This window comes from Desulfosediminicola ganghwensis (assembly GCF_005116675.2).
GTDB lineage: Bacteria > Desulfobacterota > Desulfobulbia > Desulfobulbales > Desulfocapsaceae > Desulfopila > Desulfopila ganghwensis.
This window is the reverse complement of record NZ_CP050699.1, coordinates 4409390-4431976: the sequence shown is the minus strand read 5'-3', so window position 1 is coordinate 4431976 and position 22587 is coordinate 4409390. Positions and strand designations below refer to the sequence as shown.

General features: G+C 47.0%; 20 protein-coding genes and 1 pseudogene. 7 read left to right on the top strand and 14 right to left on the bottom strand.

Annotated elements, in window-relative coordinates:
* The 12 genes and pseudogenes from FCL45_RS18985 to FCL45_RS18930 form a co-directional block, all read right to left on the bottom strand.
* Positions 1–1572: a nickel-dependent hydrogenase large subunit gene (locus FCL45_RS18985; protein WP_136797791.1), complete on the bottom strand. Its 1572-nt coding sequence runs from the start codon at positions 1570–1572 to the stop codon at positions 1–3.
* 1 nt (position 1573) lies between these two features.
* On the bottom strand, positions 1574–2509 hold the full coding sequence (locus tag FCL45_RS18980) for an NADH-quinone oxidoreductase subunit B family protein (protein WP_228721369.1): 936 nt from the start codon (positions 2507–2509) through the stop codon (positions 1574–1576).
* Positions 2510–2814: 305 nt separating this feature from the next.
* A complete protein-coding gene (locus FCL45_RS18975; RefSeq protein ID WP_136797793.1) occupies positions 2815–3762 on the bottom strand; it encodes a fructose-bisphosphatase class II family protein in 948 nt (315 codons plus the stop codon).
* Positions 3763–3771: 9 nt separating this feature from the next.
* Positions 3772–5679 (bottom strand): fructose-bisphosphatase class III, encoded by a 1908-nt coding sequence (locus FCL45_RS18970; RefSeq protein WP_136797794.1) that lies wholly within the window; start codon positions 5677–5679, stop codon positions 3772–3774.
* Between the two features lie 362 nt (positions 5680–6041).
* The gene (locus FCL45_RS18965; protein ID WP_136797795.1) at positions 6042–6389 is read right to left on the bottom strand and encodes an ATP-binding protein; all 348 of its coding nucleotides are present in this window, start codon (positions 6387–6389) and stop codon (positions 6042–6044) included.
* Positions 6390–6470: 81 nt separating this feature from the next.
* Positions 6471–6881, bottom strand: a pseudogene (locus FCL45_RS25390) (PP2C family protein-serine/threonine phosphatase); the annotation flags it as partial.
* A gap of 35 nt (positions 6882–6916) precedes the next feature.
* On the bottom strand, positions 6917–7153 hold the full coding sequence (locus tag FCL45_RS18955; protein ID WP_136797796.1) for a response regulator: 237 nt from the start codon (positions 7151–7153) through the stop codon (positions 6917–6919).
* A 102-nt stretch (positions 7154–7255) separates the two neighbouring features.
* Positions 7256–7549 carry an Hpt domain-containing protein gene (locus FCL45_RS18950; protein WP_217907606.1) on the bottom strand — a complete coding sequence of 98 codons (294 nt, stop codon included), beginning with the start codon at positions 7547–7549 and terminating at the stop codon, positions 7256–7258.
* A gap of 32 nt (positions 7550–7581) precedes the next feature.
* A complete protein-coding gene (locus FCL45_RS18945; protein WP_136797798.1) occupies positions 7582–7971 on the bottom strand; it encodes a hypothetical protein in 390 nt (129 codons plus the stop codon).
* Between the two features lie 436 nt (positions 7972–8407).
* Complete coding sequence (locus FCL45_RS18940) at positions 8408–8608, bottom strand: hypothetical protein (RefSeq protein ID WP_136797799.1); 201 nt, start codon at positions 8606–8608, stop codon at positions 8408–8410.
* Positions 8609–8657: 49 nt separating this feature from the next.
* Positions 8658–10034, bottom strand: coding sequence for a dihydrolipoyl dehydrogenase family protein (locus tag FCL45_RS18935; protein ID WP_136797800.1), 1377 nt, complete (start codon positions 10032–10034; stop codon positions 8658–8660).
* A gap of 247 nt (positions 10035–10281) precedes the next feature.
* A complete protein-coding gene (locus FCL45_RS18930; RefSeq protein WP_136797801.1) occupies positions 10282–11637 on the bottom strand; it encodes a tetratricopeptide repeat protein in 1356 nt (451 codons plus the stop codon).
* Positions 11638–11960: 323 nt separating this feature from the next.
* On the opposite strand from FCL45_RS18930, the gene FCL45_RS18925 reads away from it, so the two are divergent.
* Positions 11961–12641, top strand: coding sequence for a hypothetical protein (locus tag FCL45_RS18925; RefSeq protein WP_136797802.1), 681 nt, complete (start codon positions 11961–11963; stop codon positions 12639–12641).
* 163 nt (positions 12642–12804) lie between these two features.
* On the opposite strand, the gene FCL45_RS18920 is transcribed toward FCL45_RS18925, so the two are convergent.
* Together FCL45_RS18920 and FCL45_RS18915 are read right to left on the bottom strand one after the other, a co-directional pair.
* Entirely contained in the window at positions 12805–15093 is a 2289-nt protein-coding gene (locus tag FCL45_RS18920) for an ATP-binding protein (protein WP_136797803.1), read from the bottom strand.
* Between the two features lie 84 nt (positions 15094–15177).
* Positions 15178–16893 (bottom strand): substrate-binding domain-containing protein, encoded by a 1716-nt coding sequence (locus FCL45_RS18915; protein WP_267314027.1) that lies wholly within the window; start codon positions 16891–16893, stop codon positions 15178–15180.
* Between the two features lie 348 nt (positions 16894–17241).
* On the opposite strand from FCL45_RS18915, the gene FCL45_RS18910 reads away from it, so the two are divergent.
* The 6 genes from FCL45_RS18910 to FCL45_RS18885 all read left to right on the top strand — a co-directional run bounded on the left by FCL45_RS18910 (position 17242) and on the right by FCL45_RS18885 (position 22560).
* Positions 17242–17730 (top strand): group II truncated hemoglobin, encoded by a 489-nt coding sequence (locus FCL45_RS18910; RefSeq protein WP_338031711.1) that lies wholly within the window; start codon positions 17242–17244, stop codon positions 17728–17730.
* Between the two features lie 218 nt (positions 17731–17948).
* Positions 17949–18998, top strand: a complete 1050-nt coding sequence (gene msrB, locus FCL45_RS18905; protein ID WP_136797817.1) for a peptide-methionine (R)-S-oxide reductase MsrB — start codon at positions 17949–17951, stop codon at positions 18996–18998.
* 343 nt (positions 18999–19341) lie between these two features.
* Positions 19342–19884, top strand: coding sequence for a PEP-CTERM sorting domain-containing protein (locus tag FCL45_RS18900; protein WP_176360069.1), 543 nt, complete (start codon positions 19342–19344; stop codon positions 19882–19884).
* Positions 19885–20008: 124 nt separating this feature from the next.
* Entirely contained in the window at positions 20009–20284 is a 276-nt protein-coding gene (locus tag FCL45_RS18895) for an Lrp/AsnC family transcriptional regulator (RefSeq protein ID WP_136797807.1), read from the top strand.
* Positions 20285–20611: 327 nt separating this feature from the next.
* On the top strand, positions 20612–21739 hold the full coding sequence (locus FCL45_RS18890) for an MlaE family ABC transporter permease (RefSeq protein WP_136797808.1): 1128 nt from the start codon (positions 20612–20614) through the stop codon (positions 21737–21739).
* Between the two features lie 26 nt (positions 21740–21765).
* Positions 21766–22560, top strand: coding sequence for an ABC transporter ATP-binding protein (locus FCL45_RS18885; protein ID WP_136797809.1), 795 nt, complete (start codon positions 21766–21768; stop codon positions 22558–22560).
* The last annotated feature ends 27 nt before the right edge of the window (positions 22561–22587 follow it).

Sequence of the window (22587 nt, the reverse complement as noted above, 5' to 3'; positions counted from 1 at the left end):
CTACCTTTTGGCCTTTTGAGCGGTATGGACCGAGCAGGACTGGCAAGGGTCAAAAGAGCGGATAATATGTTCTACCTCGATAGGGTTGTCTCTATTTTCTATAGAGGTTCCGATAACCGCACTTTCCCAGGGGCCAGGAATGCTGTTTTGGTCCCGTGGTGAACCATTCCAGCTGGTCGGGGTGATAATCTGATATCGTTTTATGCGCGAGTTCTCTATTTCAACCCAGTGACCAAGTGCTCCCCGACTGGCACCGATGAGCCCGTGACCTTTACCATCTGGTATGGAACCGACGGTAGTGTAATAGGGGGCTTTGGCGTCAATCTGCTCAAGCCATGTGTGCATTTTTGGCAGCAGTATGGCGGGCCTGACAATACGGGCCATCTCGCGCAGGTAGACATTTGGGCCCCGTGATCTGGCAATATCGGTAAAGAGCGGATTCCTGCTCACCAGCATGTGAGCCAGCGGCCCTGTTTCGACGGGCAACTCATCGTAGCGTGGCGCTTTGGCATACGAATATTTCACTTTTTCATAGCGCGCAGTTACAGGATCAGTAATCCCTTCGGAAGGATGTCTGCCACCGTTATAGTCCTTGAAATGGGAATAGGCCACGTGTTCGCTGATCTTGCTTTGGTCAAAAGGGTGAAAAATGTTGTCGATTATGACCCCAGCTCCAAAATGAGTGTCAATGCCGAGGGTATTGGAGGAGTCGGTGTGTATACCGGAGTCATGTTCATTGCCTGGTTGAACATGAGTTCCGGGGGCCTGGTTTGGTAAATGGGGATGACCGAAGCTCATGAAATTACCATTGCCAGCGCCGAGTTCGTGAAGCCTGATCATATGAGAGAAACGGATGAAAAAGCCAAGGTCGCTGTTGAAGTGAGCTTCCTGTTCGTTCATCCAGCGCTGCAGGTCGATTTCACTGCGTACTTCGGACCAGCGTTCGATGGTGCATCCGAGGATACGCTGCTCATACCAGCTGCGGAACAGGTTGACGATATATTGGCAGCTGACCAGATCGTTAAAAGAGGGAATACCGGCAATGCCTCCGGGTACCATGAACGATGAGTTAGGCCATTGACCACCGAAAATTGCGACAACCTCGAGGATCTTCTTGGTCATACGTATTGTTTCGATGACGGATTCACCACGGAGGGATGCGTATCTCCTGCACGCCTCCTCATAAAGTGGCAGCCCGGCATAGGCGGGATTCATGAAATCTTTGAAAAAGGAGAGTACTCCATGCCGGATATCACTCTGCACATGCTCAGCCAACAGGCAAATATTACGAACCAGGATTGCGTTGTTGGGTGGAGTGACATCGCAGATCTGTTCAAGTGCGGTGACTGCTGCGAAAAGATGGGCGGTGGAGCAGAGAGCGCACACTCTTGGGGTGATGACCAGTCCATCACGAGCACCACGGCCTTTGAGCATATTTTCAAAGCCACGATAAAGCGTAGAGGAAGACCAGGCGTTGGTAACCTTGTTGGCTTGAACCTCAAGAGCAAGTTCGAGATCTCCCTGAACACGATTGATTGGCATATTGATAACGCTGGATGCGGTTCTGTTCATCTCAGACCCTCGACTTTCTTTGTTTCAATCTTTCGGGTGCAGCGGCGGCTGCCATACCTTTGTAGGCAAGGTAGTGTGGCCTGTCTACGCCATCTGGAAGATTTATAGGCAAGCCTGCAATGTTAGGTGTCTGGAAAAATGGCTCAGGTTTTGGAAAAGTAGGCTGAGTGCAGCCAAAACATGGTACACCGTTTCTGGTTTTGCAGTTACGGTTGTTCCAGAGCAGTTTATTGCAGGGGCCGTGGGCGAGTGGGCCATGACAGCCGAGATGATAAAACAGGCAGCCCGTTTGACCAAAGTCGGTCTCTTCAACTCGAAATTCATGGTACTCGTTTCTGGTGCATCCCTGATGGACCAGCATGGAATAGTACTCGAGAGGAGCCTGGAATTCGTTTAAAGGCAAGTCGTTGGCATGGAGATAACCGCTGACGGCACCTATCAGTACTGTGGGGTGCACGGGGCAGCCAGGCAGGTTGATAACAGGGAATCCGTCTAAGCTCCTGAAATCTTTGCCGAGAAATCCTCCTGCCTGGTCACCTGTAAACTGCAGGCCGATGGCGTCGGGATCACAGGCGTGGCTGATTCCTCCGTAAGATGCACAGGTGCCGATGGCAAAGACAAGTCGTGCATTGGAGGCGAGGATGCGAATGATCTCGTGCTTCGGCCGACCCTGGACCGTCTGAAACATGCCGGTTCCTTCAGGCCCGAGTGTGATTGCACCTTCCAGGCAAAAAACGTCTAACTTGATTTGCCCTGACGATATTTGGTCAATAATTACAGATGAATCTGCATTTCTGTCGGAGAAGAAAGGATGGTGGAGTATTTCGAAGCGCAGGGCATCCTGAGTTTCGATAATGTCAGGCGATTCGGCGTTGAGCAGGGCCACAGTGTCCCCGCCACAGCCTGCACCTTGTAACCAGAATAGAGTGGGCTTCACACAAGTCTCCTCTTCCATGCAATATGCACATGGTTCAGCAAGGTAGTGGGTACAGCTTTGCTTCCTGGTTCAGGAGATGCAAACGGCGAATGGACCTGAAGCTGAAACAAATGCCCAGGCGAGCTTGGCCTCTCCCTTTTCCCTGGCCGTGATGTTACACGGGTACTATCGGAACGAACGTGTCAAATTGATAATAAAGAGATATTCAGTACAAAACAACATGAAACAAGCGCGATAGAACAAAATGCAAAGCGTTTATTCTCTTCTACTCTGCATTTTGCATTCTATTTTCTACAATAATCAAGCTAAAAAACTGGTTTGTAGTCGAAGAAGTGCCGTGATTCAAGCTTACGGTTGGTATGGGTCTCGCCTCGGGCAATGAAGGAATAGGTTACTGCGCCATTGGACGTGAATTGTACGCCTTCAAGGAATTCTCCGTCAGTAACGCCAGTTGCGGCAATAGCGACCTCTTTACTGCCTATCAGATCCTGGGCCCTGAAGGTCTTGTCGAAGTCCTTGATACCGTGTTCTGCGGCCAGGGCTCTGTCGCGGTCATTTTCATAAAAAATCTTACCTTCAAAGTATCCCCCGAGGCAACTGATGGCTGCGGCGACCATGGCACCCTCGGGTGCGTAGCCATATCCCATGTAAATATCAGCTTTCTGGCCGGTGATGGCAGCAAGACAGCCTGAGATTTCTCCCTCGTCAATCAGCTTGATGCGTGCACCGCAGCTGCGAACTTCCCGGATGAGTTGGTGGTGCCTTGCCTGGTTAAGAATGCAGACCGTTACATTTTCTGTATATTTACGTAATGCACGGGCTGTGCGTTTGACGTTGACGATCGGCGGCTGGTTGATGTCAATAACGTTGCCGACTCCTGGCCCGACGACAATCTTGTACATCGCCAGATTGGGGACCGATTGAATCGATCCTGCTGTGGTAATGGCGGCAAAAGATGTAACGTTGTTTCTACCGTCTGAGGCGTTGTGATAACCCTCCAGAGCGATCGCCATTACATCAGATTTTTCGCCTCCCCGGCCGATTTTTCTGGGCAGGGGGATGATATCTTCACGATCGTTAAAACGGTCGTTGATAATAGTGCCGTCCACATTTATTCGATTCAAGGTCTTGATGATTGCGGCACGGGTGGTGTTGAGAATATCATCGTGGTCGCCCAGGCCCTGCATTCGGGCGGCGGTAAGAGCTGCGATTTCCGTTGCCCGAACAATTTCCATTCCGTAGTTGGTATTCATGATTGTAATTTAGTCCCGTGCTGCGGTTTCTGTGGTAGAGGTTTGGCCATGTCCATTGATTGTGGCGAATTCTCGAATTTTCTGCATGATTTTATCCCGTTGTTCCATCAGAGCTTTGCCCTCAATGGTATCCCTGATCTTCATGGGGTGGCTGAATTCGTCAATCAGCTCAATATCAAGTGGGGCCGATTCGAGCTTTTGCATTGCCTCCTTGATCTCGGTTGGTGTGGGGAGGATTATGCCGTAAAGCTGGTGGGGCGTGTGCACCAGTGAGTGGCCACGATTATAGTAGGCTTCTGCAAAACCACCGTCCACGTTGATGGCAACACCGTCTTCGCTGGCCATTCTTGCTCCTTTCATATAATTAACCGGTGTGTGACCAAAGACCACACGCTGTACACCGAATTCTTCCAGGAGTTTTTTCTTGAAGGCTTTGGTCTGCATATTGTCCTTCCAGTAAAGCGTGTTTTCAACATGCGATTCCGGGTCGAGCAGGAAATAGCGTTCGAAGGTTTTCATGGCGTGTTTGCCGAAGAAGGGTGACTTAGGTCCGCACCAGAGATAGAAAAACAGATCCTGATCACGCTTTACCTGCTGTTTGCCCTCCAGATAATTTTTGCCAACCCTGCCAATCATATCCTGAATGTTGTCGAGCAGGTTCTTTCCCCGGCGGCCCATAAACTCGTCGAATTGTCCGTCGGCAGTGGATGGCACCAACGCGTGGATATTCAGGGTGTTGCTGTGGATATGGTAGGTTTTTCCATCGGTGAAAAAATAGCCGAGCAAACGTTTGAGTTTGGTGTTGGTGGCAAACTGTTGAGCCAGATCATCTATAATTTCCTGCTCCTCGTCAGTCAGAGCCAGTGGATCTCCTCTATTAATGGTGGGGAAATGGTTGTCGTTCAACCCTTTGGTATCGCCAGCCGCCAGCATGGAGGCAAGCTTCTCGAGCCAGAGCCTGGAAGACATATCATATTCGGGATTATCACGAATTGTACGTTCTTCCAGTTTGAACTGAATAATTGCCAGCGCTTTTTCCATGGAGCGGCCAAGATCAGTCCTGGCTTTGAATTTGCCGGTTACTTTTTCAGCAGGGTAGGTGGCCGAGGCAAACTCTGCCAGGCGGCGGGTGTCGAACTTTAAACGGTTCATCAGTTCAAAATGATCGTAGCGACAGGTTATGCGGAGTGTCTCTGCTATGAGAGAAAGGTTGCCTGAGGCTGCACCCATCCAGAGGATGTCATGATTGCCGTATACATAGTCGACAATCCCACGGTAATAGGGGGATGAGAGGATACGGATAATTTTATCCGGCTGGGCGCCCCGGTCGAAAATATCACCGACTACCTCTATTCTGTCGAGCAGGATATCCCGTACAGCCACAGAGAGATGAGCGATGAGCCTGCGGGAGATGATCTCTTCTTCAAATATAGGGTCAGGTACGGGCAGGCCGGCAAGCAGGCGGGTAATGGCGTCACGGAATTCAGGTTTGATGATCTCGTGAACCTGGTACATCCTGTTGGAAATTTTGTATTTCAGCACCTCCACCAGACAGAGGATGGTATCCTGAATATCCATGGTGATGGCTTCATCCTTGAAATACTCATTTCTGCGGATTATGCGGACCAGGTACTGGATTTTTTCCGAGCTGAAGGTATTTGGCAAGGCTTCCCGGCAGGTCTGATAAAGCATGCCGAATCGGCCGCGCAAAATGGATTTAAACCTGTCTCCTTCGCCATGGAGGTCGCTGATCCATAGGGTGGTAGGGATATTGGCGTTCAAGGCACTTTCCAGCTGCAGCAGCTTATTGACAAGCTGGTCAATCTCGCCAACCTTAATGTGGCCCTGGGGCTGTTGACGGGGGGCTGTCGTATTTGTATCTGTATTATCTGAAATATCCGTATTGGGCGTGACCATTAAGAGGCCTCCAAAAAAACCTGATTGGACTAAAGAATAGGAGATAGGGTTAGCACGCAGCACATTGGCCAATAGCGAAATCGTTGCTGCTGAAATTAACTTTAACTGTTGCCTATTCTAGCATTTGCACCATATTGTCGCAAATTGAATTGGTGGAAATCGACGCAATATTCCTTAGTATACTGGTCTGTTAAGAAGATAGCGTGTTGTGGGCAAAGAACGTAGATGTATGTACGTTATCTGGGCTTATCGTCTTATAATGACGTACATTTCTTCGTTGACCAGCCGGTGGGGTTCGTCGGGGATAGTGTTGTTTAGCCAGAAAAAGGCAGTGAAAAGCGGCCCTCTAGCCTGCACTGCCTTTACCTGATGATGTTCTTTTGCATACAAAGAATGTTGTATTTCTCATCGGTGAAATATTCAATTTTATCAATTGTCTGGTTGAGGATAAACAACCCCATACCGCCATCAGGTAAAGGTTCCGGATCTTCAGGATCAAACTTCAGTTCAGATATGGAAAAATCGGCCATGACAAGCCCAGTGTCGTGTATCTCGATGGAGAGATAATCTATATTCTTTATACTAGAAATGGTTACCTCGGAGCCGGGTTTGTTTGAGTAGGCACGCTCTATGGTGTTGTTCACGCCTTGAACTACGGCTATCTCAACTTCGTCTGCAACTGGTATTGGCAGACCGAAGTGGAGTGCTATTGATCTTGAGGTTACGTCGACTCATTGCACCTCGGCCATATCACCTTCGATGGTGATATGAAGAGTTGGCGGTTTCATGGGTTACATGTGAATTGCCGATAGGCAGATTACGCCCAGGTAGTGCCTGAAACCAGCCTGTTCTCTGTATTCCAGAGCGAAAAGTGATATGATGTCGAATGGTTCGGAATTATTTGTAAATTCTTTGAGATTAAGCAATATGTTGTCACAAGAGGTTCTGAGACTGGCTGACTTTGATTTAAAGAGCGTTGCGTTTAAGCGTTCCCTGCCGAATTCTTCCCCCGCCTCATTTACAGACTCGATAATGCCATCGGTATAGAGAACGAGGCGGTCACCGATGAAAAATTGTCCTTCACCCTGCTCAAAAGGTAAAATATTACTGAAACCTATTATAGGACCACCCTTTTCAAGAAATTCGAATTTTCCGCTTTGACGTAAAACAATAGGCTGCGGATGGCCGCCATTACAGTACCGGTAGTTGCCTGTTTACGTATCAGGAATCAGGTAGACTATGGTGAAGTACCGATTAAAGCGTTCAAGGGGATAATACTGATCGAGACTGCGTAGAACTTCTGAGGGTTCTGAGAATATAGAGTGTGGTTCGCCCGGATGCCAGGATTTGAGCGTGTGGTTGCAACGCCAGGGCAACTGAAACCGTCTTTAACAGGCATGACTATATCGACCAGGATCAGATCTATATAGTCATTGCCGGCAATTACCAGGGCTTCTTCACCGTTTTGCTTCAAACAGCGTGTATCCCTGCCGGGTGCGTATTACCCGAAGTAGTTCCCTGTTTTCCCTGCTGTCATCGACGATACGTATCTATTCGGCCTGAAGTGACATGAGATTTACTCTTCGTAGATGATCTCGATATTGGCCAAAGATTCTTCCATGGTCTTGACAAGCTTGCTGATAACCTGGCTGTTCTCATCTTTGGCGGCGCTTTCAATCTCTCTGCCAATGTCGGTAATGAAGTCAAAACCGTACCCTCCGCCGACGCCCTTGAGGGTGTGACCGATCCTTGCAACTTTATCGAAGTCACACTCGGTAATCGCTCTCCTCATCTTGACGATATCTTCCTGACGGCTTTCAAGGAAAAGGGGGATGATCTCCTTGAGGTCTATGTCTACATAAACTGTCATGGCTGCCATTTTCTCCTCTCAGGTGGTTCAGGTTAAAGACGTGATGGTATCGATGAATACTTTTTTTGAAACGGGTTTAACCAGATGCGCATTAAAGCCTGCCTCGAGACTGGCCTTTTTATCAGATTCCTGGGCATGGGCGGTGTGCGGATTTCGTGGCTGATACGGGCGAGGAAATCGCTTTTGGCCCGGTTCGCTTCCTCAGCCTCAATCATGGCCAGTTCCTGTGCTCTGGCTTCAGGGTTTTCATTAATTACCTCGGTAAAAGATTGGCCGAGCACCGCAATGTGATTGCGACAGACGAGCAAATCGAATGGACTGTTACACCAGAGTATGCTGCCTTCCTGGTTGGTCCAGACAATGGCCTCGTTGATGGTACCGAGTGCGACATCCGTCTTCCCCAGTGTTTTCTGGAGGTTCATTATGATTTGCTGGGATCCGTCCATTTTTTGTGGCTGCGCTATAAACCAACTACCTGAGAATTTGTGTTGAGTACATGATAATAAGTCTAGGATTTGTTCGCTCGATTGTGGTCTTTAACAGAATTTCCGGCCCATTTCCTGACGGGCAAATAGTGCGGGTTCTTTTTACATTATCACAAGGTGCAGAGAGAGGGGAAGGGTGGCAGAATGGTCTCAATATATATATGGGTGCAGGCGGTGGAGCGAAATGGAGTCAAGGTGAGGATGGTTTATTTTAGCCATGGGCGCAGATTGGTAATTTGTAAAACGATTATGTCGCATGCTGTGCAGTCAGCCGGGTGTCTGTGGAGGAAAACTCATATCCGCATCTCGAGGCTCAGCTGTCTCCCATTCCCGCTCACCATATTTATGGGAAAACAAAAAGAGCGATCATATTCTATTCATTAATCCGGGTATCTGAGGATTCGGTGGCGGTAAGTCCTATATCGAAAATATCGTGGCAGGCGGGGCAGATGAAAAGCCATTTGACTGTTTCTGCCTCACGTTGAAACATGGAATGAAAACCATCTCTGTAACCGCAAGTCGGGCAGGTCCTGAACTGGTCTTCAAATTCTATCTTTATGACTTTGTTACGCATCAGGAAACTCCTCCAATAAGGTTCGAGTCAGGAAAAACGGGTGTCGAGACTAGTCATCCAGCAATGGTGCAAGCATGTATATCAGATCACTCTCCCTGGAAGGATACGGTGCCAATATGTTGCATTCGTGGAGATGGGAGACTGATATATCGTCTATCATCGCCTGTTTGATGGTATTGATCAGTCCTGTAGCGTTATCGGATAGGATATGTGCTCCCAGGAATTTACCCGAGTTATCCACCAGGATTTTAAATGCGGCATTGCGCATGCCGATTCTGCGGTAGGTGGGCCAGGCAAGGTTGGAGGAGTAACTCTTCCAGTATCGTGTCTGCTCCTGTTTGAGCTGGTCTTCAGTTTTACCGACCATGGCAAGTTGTGGATAGGTAAAAAGAACTATTGGCGTACTGCCATAGTCCATCTGAGATTTTTTTGTACTTCCTTCGCGGCTGGCGATAATGTTTCTGGCGGCAATATGGGCTTCCTGATCGGCAACCCTGGCTAACTGCGGAGAATTGACACAATCTCCGATGGCATAAATATTTGGTACAGAGGAGCGCATGTGCGAATTGACAGGGATGCCCTGGGGTGATGCCTCAATTCCGGCGTTGGCCAGATTGAGTTGGGAGATATTAGCAACCCTGCCTGCCCCGTGCACGACACGATCAACTTCAATACTTTCACCGGAAGTCAGTAGGATACGATATCCGCTCTTGTTTTGGGTTACAGACTCAACCTGAGCCTCGGTGTGGATTTGAATCCCTTCTTGTTCTGATGCGATAGTGAGGAGATCAACCATTTCAGAATCGAATGACCTGAGGGCATTAGAACTCCGTAATATGATATGAATTTGCCCTTTAGAGCTGCCAAGGCGTGCGGCAAAGTGGGCAAACTCAAATGAGATAAAGCCACCGCCGATGAAAGCGATCCGGGGCGGGAGTTGGGGGAAATCGAGAAAGTCGTTGCTGGTGCAGATATGCTCGTGGCCCTTCAGGGACAATGGACGAGGAGTTGCGCCGGTGGCGAGGATAATAAAATCGGCCTGGATAGTGTCAGTTCCGACTTGTACACGATTTGTATCGATGAGAGAACCTTGCGCGTTGAAGTAGGTTATTTTGCTCCCGGCGAGACTCTTAACAGTATTTTCAGGAACCTTTGAAGTAAACCTGTTTTTTGCGGCAATGATCTCCTGCCAGTTTACCTGTGGTGGAGCTGTAATCCCCAATCCCCTGAGGTGGTTGCAGCGTGCTACTGTTTCGGTGACTTCATAGAGCCATTTCTTTGCCTGGCAGCCAAAAAGGGCGCATGTGCCGCCCGGAGTCGAACTGGACTCTACAATGGCAACGTTCAGCCCCTCCCCGGCGAGATGGTGGGCAGCTGTCTGTCCAGCGGTTCCTGTACCGAGTATTACCACCTCAAAATGACCCATTGCTACCCCTCATAAAGTGTTAAGGAATTGCGTAACTGGACAGGCTGCAAAGTGACGGTTCGTGAGAACTACATATTCCGTACTGAGTATTTTCTACTTTTTTGAGTATAACATGCCCGGTTAATAGCCAGAAAGAGAGAAAAAGTATGAGACACCGAAAGCGGCCGGGAATTTGGGGAAGCGATTACACAACGGTCAATAGCAGCTGTGTCTGGCCAAAGGGCATGAATGCAATTTCACAGGAAAATTATTTAATTTGCAACAGGAAAAGATCTCCGACGATCCATTTGCCGTTTTCTTTACGAATTGTGTGGTCTCTATGGGCAACGCAGGTGAAACCAAATTTTTCGGCCTGCGTATTGAGATAGTCTCGTGAGTGGGCGTATCTGCCGGAAGTGCAGAGCTTATACTCACCGTCACCTTCAAGACGTTCGATTGAGCAGGCAATTATACTGCAATTTTCAGAACGGGCTTGGATCGCGGCAAAAAATGGTTCGAGATTGCCAATATAAATCAGTACATCCGTCGCTATAAAGAGGTCATAACAATTCCTGTCCCCCTGCAGGAATTCGATAACTTCCTGACATTCGAGTTGCTGGTAGAGGTTTTTCTCCCGAGCTTGCTCAAGCATCAGCGGTGACAGATCTACCCCGGTGAGACTGGCAGTAAGCGGCGAAAAGGCAGCACCCGAAAGACCGGTCCCACAGCCCAGGTCTATTCCCCGCGTAAAGCTGCTGTGCTCATTGGTGGCCAGAAACTCACGGGTCATTGTTGCAAGTGTTTCAGGAGCATCGTAACCCAGTGACTCTGTTAGATGATGGTCAAATTTATGGGCATATTTATCAAACGTCTCGACAATATATTGCTTGGGAGCGGCATTGGTTACTTTACCGCGGGCCGCAGCAAGCATGTGTCGTGCTGATTCGTGATCAGATTGCAATTCGAGAAGCTGCTCAAGGAGTTGCGCAGCCTCAGGGTAGCGTTCTTCACAGTTGTAGAGCCCGGCGAGATTGTAGAGCGTTTCAGGATGGCGTGGGGCGAGTGACAGACTTCTTTCTGTATATTTAATGGCTGTTTTGATTTGGCCAAGAGAGCTCAATATCACCCCTAAATTGTTGAGGGCGAGTGGGGAATTCGGTTCTATGGCAACAGATTCCCGGATGAGCTTGAGCCCTTGCTCAGTATTTCCCTGCATATGAAGCAATTTTCCCAGGTTGTTGAGGGCTTTGGGATTACCAGGTGTCAAAGTTAGCGCTTTTTGATAGCAATTGCGGGCATCATCCGGCTGGCCCATGGATTCATATACTGCCCCAAGATTGAGTTGTTGGGATGAATCATCAGGAGCAGCATCGGCAGCGCGCCTGCAATACCTGAGAGCGGCTGAAAGATCGCCAAGATCCCGACAGGCAAGACCTAAGTTTCCAAGAACATTCACATTGACCGGAAGTGACTGAAGAATGGCCTGATACTTGGCTATCGCTTCTTCGAGCAGGCCTTGTTGATGTAAGTGTATGGCTTCGGAAAAAAGAGATTGAAGATTGCTCATAATGCGGCAGTCGAGGATGTGGGGTCGTTTGTTGATAATGCCAAAAGGCTCGAACATCGTCGGCTTTAGAGTGCGACAAAGTAGGAGTTTTAGCTCGTTTACAACATATTAGCAACAAATTTTCCGGCTAGGCCACGACTGGAAACAACGAAGAGCATGGATTTTAAATTTTTATGGGATTTATTGTTAAATATCAAATTGATGCGAATAATGCGTGGAAAAATAGGTTGTTAGGGGTGAGATCTTTGTGGAAAAGTCGCCACATTATGGTATTGCTATCAGGGTTTTCTATTAGAATCTGAAGAGCCTACCGACTGTTAACAGTAATACGGGAGCACGGGCGTTATCAATTGAAAGGTGTGTCGAGTGGAGGCAGGTTGTTGAAGTTTCGTTGCGCGATTGTGGCTGGGATTGTGAATATTGCCTTGATGGGTTGTGGTGGAGTGAGTGACAGAGGCTCCGAGAATGTTCTGTCTAAGGGCAGCAAATATGCGGTACGCGATAACAGTTTTGCCTATCGTCAATTAAAAATCGAGGACTTTAAGGCTGAAGCACTGGATCGAGGACCAGGTAATGTTGTGCACCATGTCCAGGCACGTTCCTGTATTTCAATTCAAACAGCCGCTGATACGCGCATACGATCGAAAGCAACAGAAAAGCAAGGCAAGGAGTATGTGGGAACCCTGAGTAATGTAAGGTATCAGGCTATATTTGAGCCATATTGTTCTTGGTGGAATACGGGTGTTGCCGAAAACAGGGTGGAATATATCCTGGAGCATGAACAGATTCATTTTGCCCTGACTGAATTGTCGGCGCGGAAGCTCAATGAGAGGGTTCAGCAATCATTCAACGCTAAAACTATATATGGTAGTACTGTCCAGGAGGTGGAGGATAAACTCAGGGATAAAGTGCGCCTTGCTTCGAAAAAGGCCATTGCGATGTCAAGCAATGACCACAGCGACTTTGATAATCAGACTTCCTTTGTATATGAACCGGAAAAACAGCAAAGCTGGCTGGAGAATGTTACCAGGCGTCTTGCTGAAACGGAACAATATCGGTAGAACTCTCTTTTTGTATAGTCCCTTCGGTCGATATGACATCTCTTATGCATATTAATATTGACCGTAAATGGAATGTCTTCAAGAAGTTTGATTTGTCGGTAGCTTTTTGTCTTGAAGAGAACGACCAGCTTATTAGTAAAGCCTGAGTCATCCGCAGAATCTCTTAATCCTGTGTTGAGCCGGATGAGGCAAGGGCTTTCTGAACTGCTTTGCCAATATCAGCCAGGGAATATGGCTTTTTAATATAAAGTGCAGCACCGAGTTTTTCTGCCTCTTTTACACGCTCCGTTTCCGAGTAACCGCTGGCGATGATCGCCGGCTGGTCAGGCTTGATTTTGAGAATTTTTGTATATGTTTCGAGTCCGTCCATGCCAGGCGGCATCAGCATATCGAGGAGTATCAGTTCGATCGTATTGTGTTTGATAAATTCGATAGCCTCTTCTCCACTTGCCACCGAAGTAGTCTGGTAGCCAAGTTTTTTCAGCATGGAGGTGGCGATAGTTCGTTGAGTCTCAATGTCGTCTACAATAAGAATACGCTCTCCTTTGCCCATGAGTGTCTTGATTGAAGGGGTGATTTCCTCTTCTGCAATTTCTTCGCGGGACACAGGGAAATAGAGCGAAAATGTCGTTCCCTTGCCGGGTTCTGACTCAACATCAATATAGCCATTGTGATCCTTGATGGTTCCCCAAACCACAGCCAGCCCAAGGCCGGTGCCGCTTATGCCCATAACTTTTTTGGTGAAAAACGGCTCGAAAATACGTTCCAGGTCTTTGGGGGCTATACCGCTACCGCTGTCACTTACAGAAAGAACGACATAATCACCCTGTTTTACATTATCGTAGCCAACAATGGGGGTGGAAATATATCTATTTTCAGTATGAATGGATATCCTTCCCATGCCACTGATAGCCTCGGCACCGTTTGAGATCAGGTTCATAACTGTTTTAGAAAGGTGTATGGGGGAACCTGTAATGTTAAAGAGGTCGGGGGCCAGATCAGTTTCGAAAACTATTTCATTGTACTGCATGACAAGTTTACGATGGTGAGGGCTTCTGAGATATTCTTCTATAATCTCATTGAGATTGACGACCTTTGTTACAGCAACTCCACGCCGTGCCAGGGTAAGCAGATCCTGAACTATCGCGGCTGCCTTTTGGCCTGAGTCGTGGATTATCTCAATAGAGTCACGGTATGGGCTGTCCTTGGGCATATCAAGTAGAAGTAGTTCAGGATAACTGACTACTCCGCTTAAGATGTTGTTCAAATCGTGCGCTACTCCCCCAGCCAGGGTTCCTATCGCTTCCATTTTTTCAGCGCGTTGGAGTTGTCTGGTAAGGCGCTGCTGCTCTTTTTCGCGGGCGGAGAGCTCCTGAATTTTGTTTTCGAGCTCCCTCTGATAACCTCTGAGGCGGCGATTGTTATTTTCCAGAGTATCGAGCATCTCATTAAAAGAATAACCAAAGCGATTAAGCTCATCCTTTCTATTGCCTCCGCCTGTAAATCTTTCACTGATTTTTCCACGTTTCACATTATGCATGACAGTTGCAATGGAACGTATAGGGGTGATGATGTTTCTGAATATTATGAGCAGGGTAAATATCACCAGGAAAGTACCAAGTATTGAAGATATAACGAAAAAGCTTTGAAATTCCTGGCGGAGAGTGTCAGATTTCTCGAGACTTTCCTGTAGCAGGTTGTTCGATATCTCCGATATTTCAAGAAAGTGGTCCTGCAGGTAACGATTGTTTTCTTCCAGTAAAGAGTTGATGGCCTTAATTTCCAACTCCATTGCATAGCTTTCATTGAGTAATTGCTCAAACGTCTGTAGATAGTCCTCCATGCGAATGTCTGACGGGCCATTTGTGCGAACTTTCTTTTCGAGCGATTTTGTGACTAGTTTCAGGGCTTGAAAAGTTTGCAGGTCCCTGGTTGCCCTGTAGGTTATGAAAAAATGGGTGAGGTTAAATAATGGCTTCAAAAAATCTGTTCTGCTGCTGTTGAGGATGATGGAGGCCAACGATCTGTAATTGGATTCCATGCGTGTTTCATGGAGGCTCTTGTTCGTGCTGAGTTGCATGAGCTTACTGATATCCGATTTGTAGGTGTCAATGTTCAGGATGATCTGCCTGATGGTAATTTGAGTTGATTCGGGGATTTCCTTTTTGCCAAGCCGGTCGAGCAGTTCCCTGATCTCCTCGATATGTGATCCAAAATTGGCATGTGCCTGATGCTCCTGTTGTCTGAATATGTTTTTTTCCCAGAGCCGGGCTTCAAGAAAAAGTGTGTTCAGCTCGGTCATATCGTGCTCGAGCAGAATGGCCTCTCGAATAATTTCAGCACTTTTCAACTGCTGATGTCGTGAATATGCGAGGATCATATAGCCGAGGCTAAAAGATAGTATCAGCAGTACGACCACCGCATAAAATTTACTGTTTATAGAACGAAACACTGCGATTCCTTATCAGTTCGTTATCCAACCGCATATCAAATCTTGCAGTAATATTATGAAACATACATACAATGCCTGAACCTGTTATGGTGTCGTTGCTGACTGTTGAGTGAAGAGGTTGAGTTCTATAGAGATTGTGTTGGGTATTGGCTGCTGGCGGAAAAATCCAGCAGCGGTCTGCAGGGCAAGTCTGCCCATTTTACCGGGCTGCTGTATTATGGTGGCGCTCAAACGTTTGGTGAGTACTTTAGCTTTTGCTTCGGGAATGCCATCAAAGCCAATAAGAACCGCAGGTGGCACAATGCCCTTTTCGTCGTATGCATCGAGTACTCCCAGTATCATGTCGTCATTATGAGCGAAGATCCCGTCGATTGTAGTCTTGCTGTCAATCAGGCGAAGAGTAATATCTTTTGCCTTTTCACGATCGAAATCAGCAACTTCTCTGGTCTGCACAGTGAGGTTAGGATGTTTGGCAAGTTCTTCATTAAAACCGGTGCCACGCTCCAATGCTGCAGAGGTACCTGGTATTCCTTCGATTTCAGCAATGTAACCCGGGCCTTCCAGGTGGTTGGCAAGATAGCTGGCAGCCAATCTCCCGCCGGCGGTATTATCCGATTCGATGTGACAAAGCACATTCGCTCCGGTAACTTTTCTATCAACAGTAATAATTGGGATATTTTTGTTTTCTGCTGTTTCAAGGCCCGAGCGAATATATTCGCTGTTGGTGGGATTGACGATAAGAAGATCTATCTGCTGGAGCAGGGCGGTGTTGATATCGACTAATTGCTGGGCGTCCAGGTTATGAGCATCAAGAATTGTAAGGTGTATACCGTGGAGGTTTGCTGCATTTTTGGCTGAGGCTACAAGGGATTCAAAAAATGGATTTTCAGTCGTTGAAACACTGAAGGCAATTTTTTTGCCAAAAGATTCATGAGATACCAGCTCAACAGTGATCTCGGTGGTGGGGGGAGACTGTTTATTCTGCAGGATACTGACCGCCTTCTCCACACCGCATGCGCCCATCAGGTCCGGGCGATGATCAATGGTTGCGTGTATCCGGCCATTTCGAAGTTCTGTTCTGACAATTTCGGTATTATCATAGCCGGTGATGAGTGTTTCGGGCGGAAGACCAAGCAAATCTAAAGCCTGCATGGCACCAATCGCCATGGCGTCGTTTAGGCAGATAATGGCGTCGATATTCTGGTGTACTACAAGCAACTCGGTGATTTTAGACAGTGCTACATCGGTGTGCCAGTTGCCGTGGGCCGCTGCCGCTATCTCTATAGAGCTGTTATCGGTCAGGGCTTGAACAATACCGGCTTTCCGTTTTTCAGAATTTTCAACACCGAAAATGCCTTTCAGGATAATAACCCTGCCTGTACTATTGAGTTTATCTTTGACATAGTTGCCAATGAGTAGTCCTCCCCTGTAGTTATCGGGGCCGATAAACGGAAGTTCCACTCCATGGTCTTTCATAGTCGGCGCATGGAGTGGATTATCAATTATGATTACCGGAATATTTCTGCTGGCTGCTTTTTTGCAAACAGGTATCAACCGCTTGGAATCAGCAGGAGCGAGCAGGATGGCACCGTAATTAAGAGCGATAAGGTGCTCCATGATGCTGATCTGCTGTTCAATATCGGTTTCTCGTTCAAGGCCGAATGTATCTAACTTTATGCCGAGCTCATTGGCTTTGCTTCCAGCTCCTTCAGCCATCTGTGAAAAAAAAGGATTGGCTAGAGATTTCATTACCAAGGCCACAGTTCCTCTTTTGCTGCCGTTTGCATAGCCGCAGAGCATTAGGCTGAAAATACAGATGAGAACTGAGTGTACAATTATTTTTGGCGCAGGAAAGCCGGTCATAATTATCCCTTCAACAGAATAAAGGTTCAGGCACCAGGCTCTGAGTGGTTGTTGTGTCCTGGCTATGTGGGGACCCTGAACTGTAGCATATCCTCGAAGTCTCATTCCAGATTAGCGGTTTCGTCAGAAGAAATCTATATGTTTCGATAAGGTATCGACTATTTGAAATATTTGCTCATGCTAGGCAATAAAACGCTGGTCTGCTTTTGAAGTGGTTGAAATGAAGGGTTACAATCTTGTCAGGAGCGAAGAAGGATATAACAAAAGATCTAGTCTGTTTTTCTAATGTTGGCGCCGTCACCAACTCAGCAGCTTCATGGGGGTGTTATGAGCATCGGAGCAAAACATTCAAAGACGATTTTTCAATTAGTGGGCGGTGTTGAGGGAGTGAGAGTTCTATGTAACCGCTTCTATGATATCATGGAGAAGGCGCCGGAGGCTCAGCTCATTCGCGATATGCATCCTGTTGATCTGAGTGAAACAAGGGAAAACCTGACTCTTTTTCTTTGCGGGTGGTTTGGAGGGCCGTCTTTGTATGCAGAAAAATTCGGTAGAGCCAATCTAGCAGAAATTCATCTCTTTTTTGATATTGGTTACAGAGAACGAGATTTGTGGCTGGCTTGTATGCAGAAAGCACTTCAGCAACATCCAATTGAAAATAATCTGAAAAAAAAATTACTGGAAAGATTCAGGACACCTGCTGAAAAAATTCGAATTACCTGTCAGCAGCAGGTTAAGGGGTTGCCTGTATTGGTGACAAGTACGTTCAAGTAAAAAATAGAGGGCCTGTGTTGTGCTCTTTCCTGTCGTTTAATCTGCCACAAACATTCCTGCATGGAGATGGAATAATTATTTTCCGTCTTGCATCTTTTTTTAAGTACAATTGTAAAAGTTCAATTAGTAATAATTATTAACAGTGAGAAGGTGAGGTTCTACCAGGCAGTGAATTGAAAAACGGAGGAAAAGTGTTGAAAGGATCGATCTATTCCCTGATGGTACTGGTTGTTGCAGTAATAGCAGTGATTGTATTAACCGGGCTGGGACAGGGTGAAAAGGCATCTGACAAAATAGTACCAACCGGCAGTGCTAAGGCGATGTTTGCCGGTGGTTGTTTCTGGTGTATGGAAAAACCTTTTGAAGAGCTGGACGGAGTGCATTCTGTAGTATCTGGCTATGCAGGGGGGTCGACACCTAATCCGACATATAAGAATTATGGGGCTGGAGGGCATATCGAGGTTGTTCAGGTACGATATGATCCGGCAAAAGTTGATTATGCCACTTTGATTGATGTTTTCTGGAGACAGATCGACCCCACGGATGCCGGTGGGCAATTTGTTGACCGGGGCAGGGAATATACAACCGGCATTTTTTATTACGATGAGACGCAAAGAGGGCTGGCGGTACGTTCAAAAGAAGAATTGGACGCAGCTGGTCGGTTTGATAAGCCGATTGTCACGCCAATTTTGCCTGCCGCTGAATTCTGGCCAGCAGAAGAGTATCATCAGGACTACTATAAAAACAATCCGATTCGCTACAAGTTTTACAGATCCCGGTCAGGGCGGGATGAGTTTCTCAATAACCACTGGAAGGATGATGACATGACGAGCGCGACTCGACCCAGTAAGGAAATATTGAAAGAACGCCTGACTCCGATGCAGTACAAGGTCACCCAGGAAGACGGTACGGAACCTGCATTTAAAAACGAGTATTGGGATAACAAAAAACCTGGTATTTATGTGGATGTAGTATCCGGAGAGCCTCTTTTCAGTTCTTTGGACAAGTACGACTCCAAGACTGGTTGGCCCAGTTTTACCCGTCCCCTGGTGCCAGGTAATGTAGTGGAACACGAGGACAGGTCCTTTTTCATGACTCGCATTGAAGTGCGCAGCAAAAAAGCGGATTCGCATTTGGGCCATGTATTTGATGATGGTCCGCCGCCAACGGGTTTGCGCTATTGCATAAATTCGGCGTCACTGCGTTTCGTGCCCGCCGAATCCCTGGTGAGTGAAGGATACCCAGAGTTCGCCGAGCTGTTCAGGTAAACATTGTGAATAAAGGGCAATGGAAAAGTTGGTTAATTGGCCTCCTGTCACAAAGGGAAGGAGGCCAATTAAGTTGAGTAAGAAAATATTTTATATTGCCAAAAACCTAACACGTAAGTAGATTCAATGTTGTCGATAATCTATCGACGAATTCCCATCTGCAATTTTTACTGTAAAGCTATCCCTGTTATCTGAAATTCTTGCGCAATTCCGAAGTTTTGAAAGAAATATGCCGCAGCAGGGCTTTGTTGAAGTGGTGTATTGACGGCTTCTGAGTTGAACCGCAATATTGAACTTCAACACCTGCTTTTATCGGCAACAATTCATTGAAAAAGGGGGAGTCGTGTTGAAAAAAACACTGATTGTAGCAGTGGTTGGGGGAGCGTTGATCGGCACGAATGTTTATGCCGACTCGCTTATAGGCGATATTGATACGACAGATTTGACTATGTACTCATCCTGTTCACCTATCGGTTGGGATGGGAATGATATTAATCCAATGGATCTCAATAACAACAGCTTAGCGGCAGAGGAGAACTGGGTAGAGGCACTTCTCGGGTTGGAGTACGATGATCCAGATTTAGACTTTGTTGCTAAAATCGCAAATATATATCCAGAGACGAATGTTCTCACGGGTTATGATCCAGGGTTGACTGACAATTGGGATTATTACATCGTTAAGACAGGTAAAATAAGCTATGCGATGCAGGATGATGGTGACGGCCTGGTGACTTGGAATGGAGCGGACTTTGATATGCAAAATGCGGTAAGTCACCTGAGCTTTTTAAGCCTGGAAAAAACAGAACCAATACCTGAGCCCGCAACGATACTCCTCATGGGTGCCGGTATGGCCGCTCTGGTTACGAGACGCAGGAAAAAGCGATAAAAACAAGATTAATAATTGAATATTAGCGTGACATTGCAGAGGCGAGGATATTCGATTATATCTTCGCTTCATTGTTTTATGAAGAGTGTCAAAACTGCATCTGAAAAAAAATGGAGTGAGAGATATGGTTACCGCAATAATACTCATAAAGGCCAAAAGAACAGGTATATCTGATGTTGCACAAAAGATGGTCAATATCAGTGGAGTGTCAGAAGTTTACTCTGTAAGTGGGAGTTATGATCTTGTTGCAATTATCAGGGTAAAGACAAACGATGATCTAGCAGTACTTGTCACTGATCAGATGCGGTCTATTGAAGGCATAGAAAATACCGAAACTATGCTGGCATTTAAAGCGTTTTCGCAACATGACCTCGATGCGATGTTTTCAGTAGGCATGTAACGCGCCATCTTTTTTCTTCACCAACAGGCAATCATCCGCGAATACATACAATTCTTTTGTTTGCCTGTCCTTATGAAACTTCCTCTGTGTTGTCTCGCGATTGGTTTGTACACTTTCTGAGTAAACATAACGTGTGTTCTTTGGTGCGTCGTTTTTTCCTTAAAGTAACGTTTGTTCGGCTAAGGTGTTGGAAAGGCGGGAAAGAAGACACAGAGGTTGGGGCCTAACTAATTAAGGCATCAATATTGTACTTAAAGGTTTCACCGAGTTCGATATAATAGTGGCACTGATCTTTTTTATTACAGCCGATAATCGACCGGAGAAGGCATGAAAGAAGCGACAATAGAGTTCTTGAGTCCTGGCGGTTCAGAACTGATATTGAAACTGACTGGAAACTGGCACATGGTAGATAAAACGCCAGCTGTTGCTGACGTTGTCGGCGAGATGCGTCAAGGTTCCATAGTTAAGGTATCTTTTGATTCTGCCGAACTCTTGAGCTGGGATACCTGCTTACTGACCTTTATCATAGATCTGGAAGAACAACTGCATGCAGTGGGTGTAGAATTGAATCTCAGCGGATTGCCGGAAGGGGTTCAACAACTGTACACGCTCTCGAAGGAAGTACCAAAAAAGGAGGGGGCAGAGCGAGGGCAGACCACCCGGCCATTTTTCGAAAGAATTGGCGAAGACGCCATTTATTTCCTCAAATCTATACAAAAGATACTCTCCTTTATTGGTGAGGTTACGTTTCCGGTTTGGCGATTTTTCTGTGGCCGGATTCAGTTTCGTTGGAGTGATTTTGGCATATTCTTGCAGGAAACGGGTGTATATGCAGTCCCGATAGTGTCTTTGATAAGTTTCCTTTTTGGAGTCATCCTGGCTTTTGTAGGCGTTATGCAGCTCAAACTTTTCGGAGCGCAGGTATATGTCGCTGATTTGGTCGGCATAGCAACAGTGAGAATAATGGGTGCGGTCATGACGGGTATTATCATGGCCGGCAGGACCGGAGCTGCTTTTGCCGCCCAGCTGGGGACCATGGTGGTGAACGAGGAGATTGACGCCTTGAAAACACTTGGTATTTCTCCCGTTGAATTTTTGGTGCTACCAAGGATGATTGCATTGACGATGATGATGCCGCTACTGACTCTCTTTGCAAATCTGATGGGTATCATCGGTGGCGGAGCAGTTGCTGTTGGAGTGTATGATATCAACTCAGTGGTCTATTTCAGCCGGGTAAGTGAAGCAGTGACGTTAAACGACCTCTTCATTGGGTTATTTTCAGGTACAACTTTCGGGGTGCTGATATCTTTGGCTGGATGTTTGCGTGGCCTTGAATGCGGTAGTGATGCATCTGCGGTGGGCGATGCAACCACATCGGCGGTGGTTACTTCAATAGTCGCGATAATCGTTGACACGGCGATCATCATTATAGCCTGCTCGATATTGGGCATCTGACAGGCGGGGAGTAGAAAACAGTTGGTATGACAGAGAGCAAGTCTGAAATAATCGTCTCAAATCTCACCATGGCCTATGGGGACTTCGTGGTTATGCGTGATTTGAATTTCACTATCAGGCAGGGTGATATTTTCATCATTATGGGAGGATCTGGCTGTGGCAAGAGCACTCTCCTTAAGCATATGATAGGGCTCAAAAGGCCGGCTAAGGGCGATATATACTATGGGGATAAGAGCCTGTGGCAGAGTGATGAGTCTGAGATGAGTGAGATGATGAGAAGGTTCGGTATACTCTACCAGAGTGGCGCACTCTGGAGTTCAATGACGCTGGAGGAAAATGTCGCTTTGCCGCTGCAACAGTATACTCCTCTTTCACCAGGGGATATTCGCAGGCAGGCATCGTTAAAACTTGCCCTGGTGGGGTTGGCCGGGTTTGAAGACTTCTATCCGGCCGAGATCAGTGGTGGAATGAGAAAAAGGGCCGGCCTTGCCAGAGCACTGGCGCTGGATCCTCAATTGCTCTTTTTTGATGAACCTTCAGCAGGTCTTGACCCGGAAAGTGCCAGAAGGCTCGACGACCTGATTTTGCAACTCCGCGACAGCCTGAACACCACAGTGGTGGTCGTGACCCACGAGCTTGCTTCAATATTCGCGATTGGCAGTAACAGTGTTTTCTTGGATGCGGAAAGCCGTACAATGATTGCGACTGGTGATCCTCGTAAACTGCTTGAAGAAAGTGAAGATATCAGAGTGCAGAGATTTCTCAGGCGAGGGGAAGTTAATGAGTCTGATTATCCTGCGGGTGATGAAAAACAGTTGTGATAATAGATTGCAGCATATGGAGTGAAT

What these genes read in the sequence shown, in the direction of transcription:
- msrB (WP_136797817.1), top strand. Translation starts at nt 17,949, where the DNA reads ATGGTACTGGTTGTTGCAGTAATAGCAGTGATTGTATTAACCGGGCTG.
- FCL45_RS18885 (WP_136797809.1), top strand. Translation starts at nt 21,766, where the DNA reads ATGACAGAGAGCAAGTCTGAAATAATCGTCTCAAATCTCACCATGGCC.
- FCL45_RS18910 (WP_338031711.1), top strand. Translation starts at nt 17,242, where the DNA reads ATGTTGGCGCCGTCACCAACTCAGCAGCTTCATGGGGGTGTTATGAGC.
- FCL45_RS18950 (WP_217907606.1), bottom strand. Translation starts at nt 7,549, where the DNA reads ATGACAGTTTATGTAGACATAGACCTCAAGGAGATCATCCCCCTTTTC.
- FCL45_RS18930 (WP_136797801.1), bottom strand. Translation starts at nt 11,637, where the DNA reads ATGTTCGAGCCTTTTGGCATTATCAACAAACGACCCCACATCCTCGAC.
- FCL45_RS18945 (WP_136797798.1), bottom strand. Translation starts at nt 7,971, where the DNA reads ATGAACCTCCAGAAAACACTGGGGAAGACGGATGTCGCACTCGGTACC.
- FCL45_RS18985 (WP_136797791.1), bottom strand. Translation starts at nt 1,572, where the DNA reads ATGAACAGAACCGCATCCAGCGTTATCAATATGCCAATCAATCGTGTT.
- FCL45_RS18895 (WP_136797807.1), top strand. Translation starts at nt 20,009, where the DNA reads ATGGTTACCGCAATAATACTCATAAAGGCCAAAAGAACAGGTATATCT.
- FCL45_RS18890 (WP_136797808.1), top strand. Translation starts at nt 20,612, where the DNA reads ATGAAAGAAGCGACAATAGAGTTCTTGAGTCCTGGCGGTTCAGAACTG.
- FCL45_RS18970 (WP_136797794.1), bottom strand. Translation starts at nt 5,679, where the DNA reads ATGGTCACGCCCAATACGGATATTTCAGATAATACAGATACAAATACG.
- FCL45_RS18975 (WP_136797793.1), bottom strand. Translation starts at nt 3,762, where the DNA reads ATGAATACCAACTACGGAATGGAAATTGTTCGGGCAACGGAAATCGCA.
- FCL45_RS18935 (WP_136797800.1), bottom strand. Translation starts at nt 10,034, where the DNA reads ATGGGTCATTTTGAGGTGGTAATACTCGGTACAGGAACCGCTGGACAG.
- FCL45_RS18915 (WP_267314027.1), bottom strand. Translation starts at nt 16,893, where the DNA reads ATGCTCTGCGGCTATGCAAACGGCAGCAAAAGAGGAACTGTGGCCTTG.
- FCL45_RS18940 (WP_136797799.1), bottom strand. Translation starts at nt 8,608, where the DNA reads ATGCGTAACAAAGTCATAAAGATAGAATTTGAAGACCAGTTCAGGACC.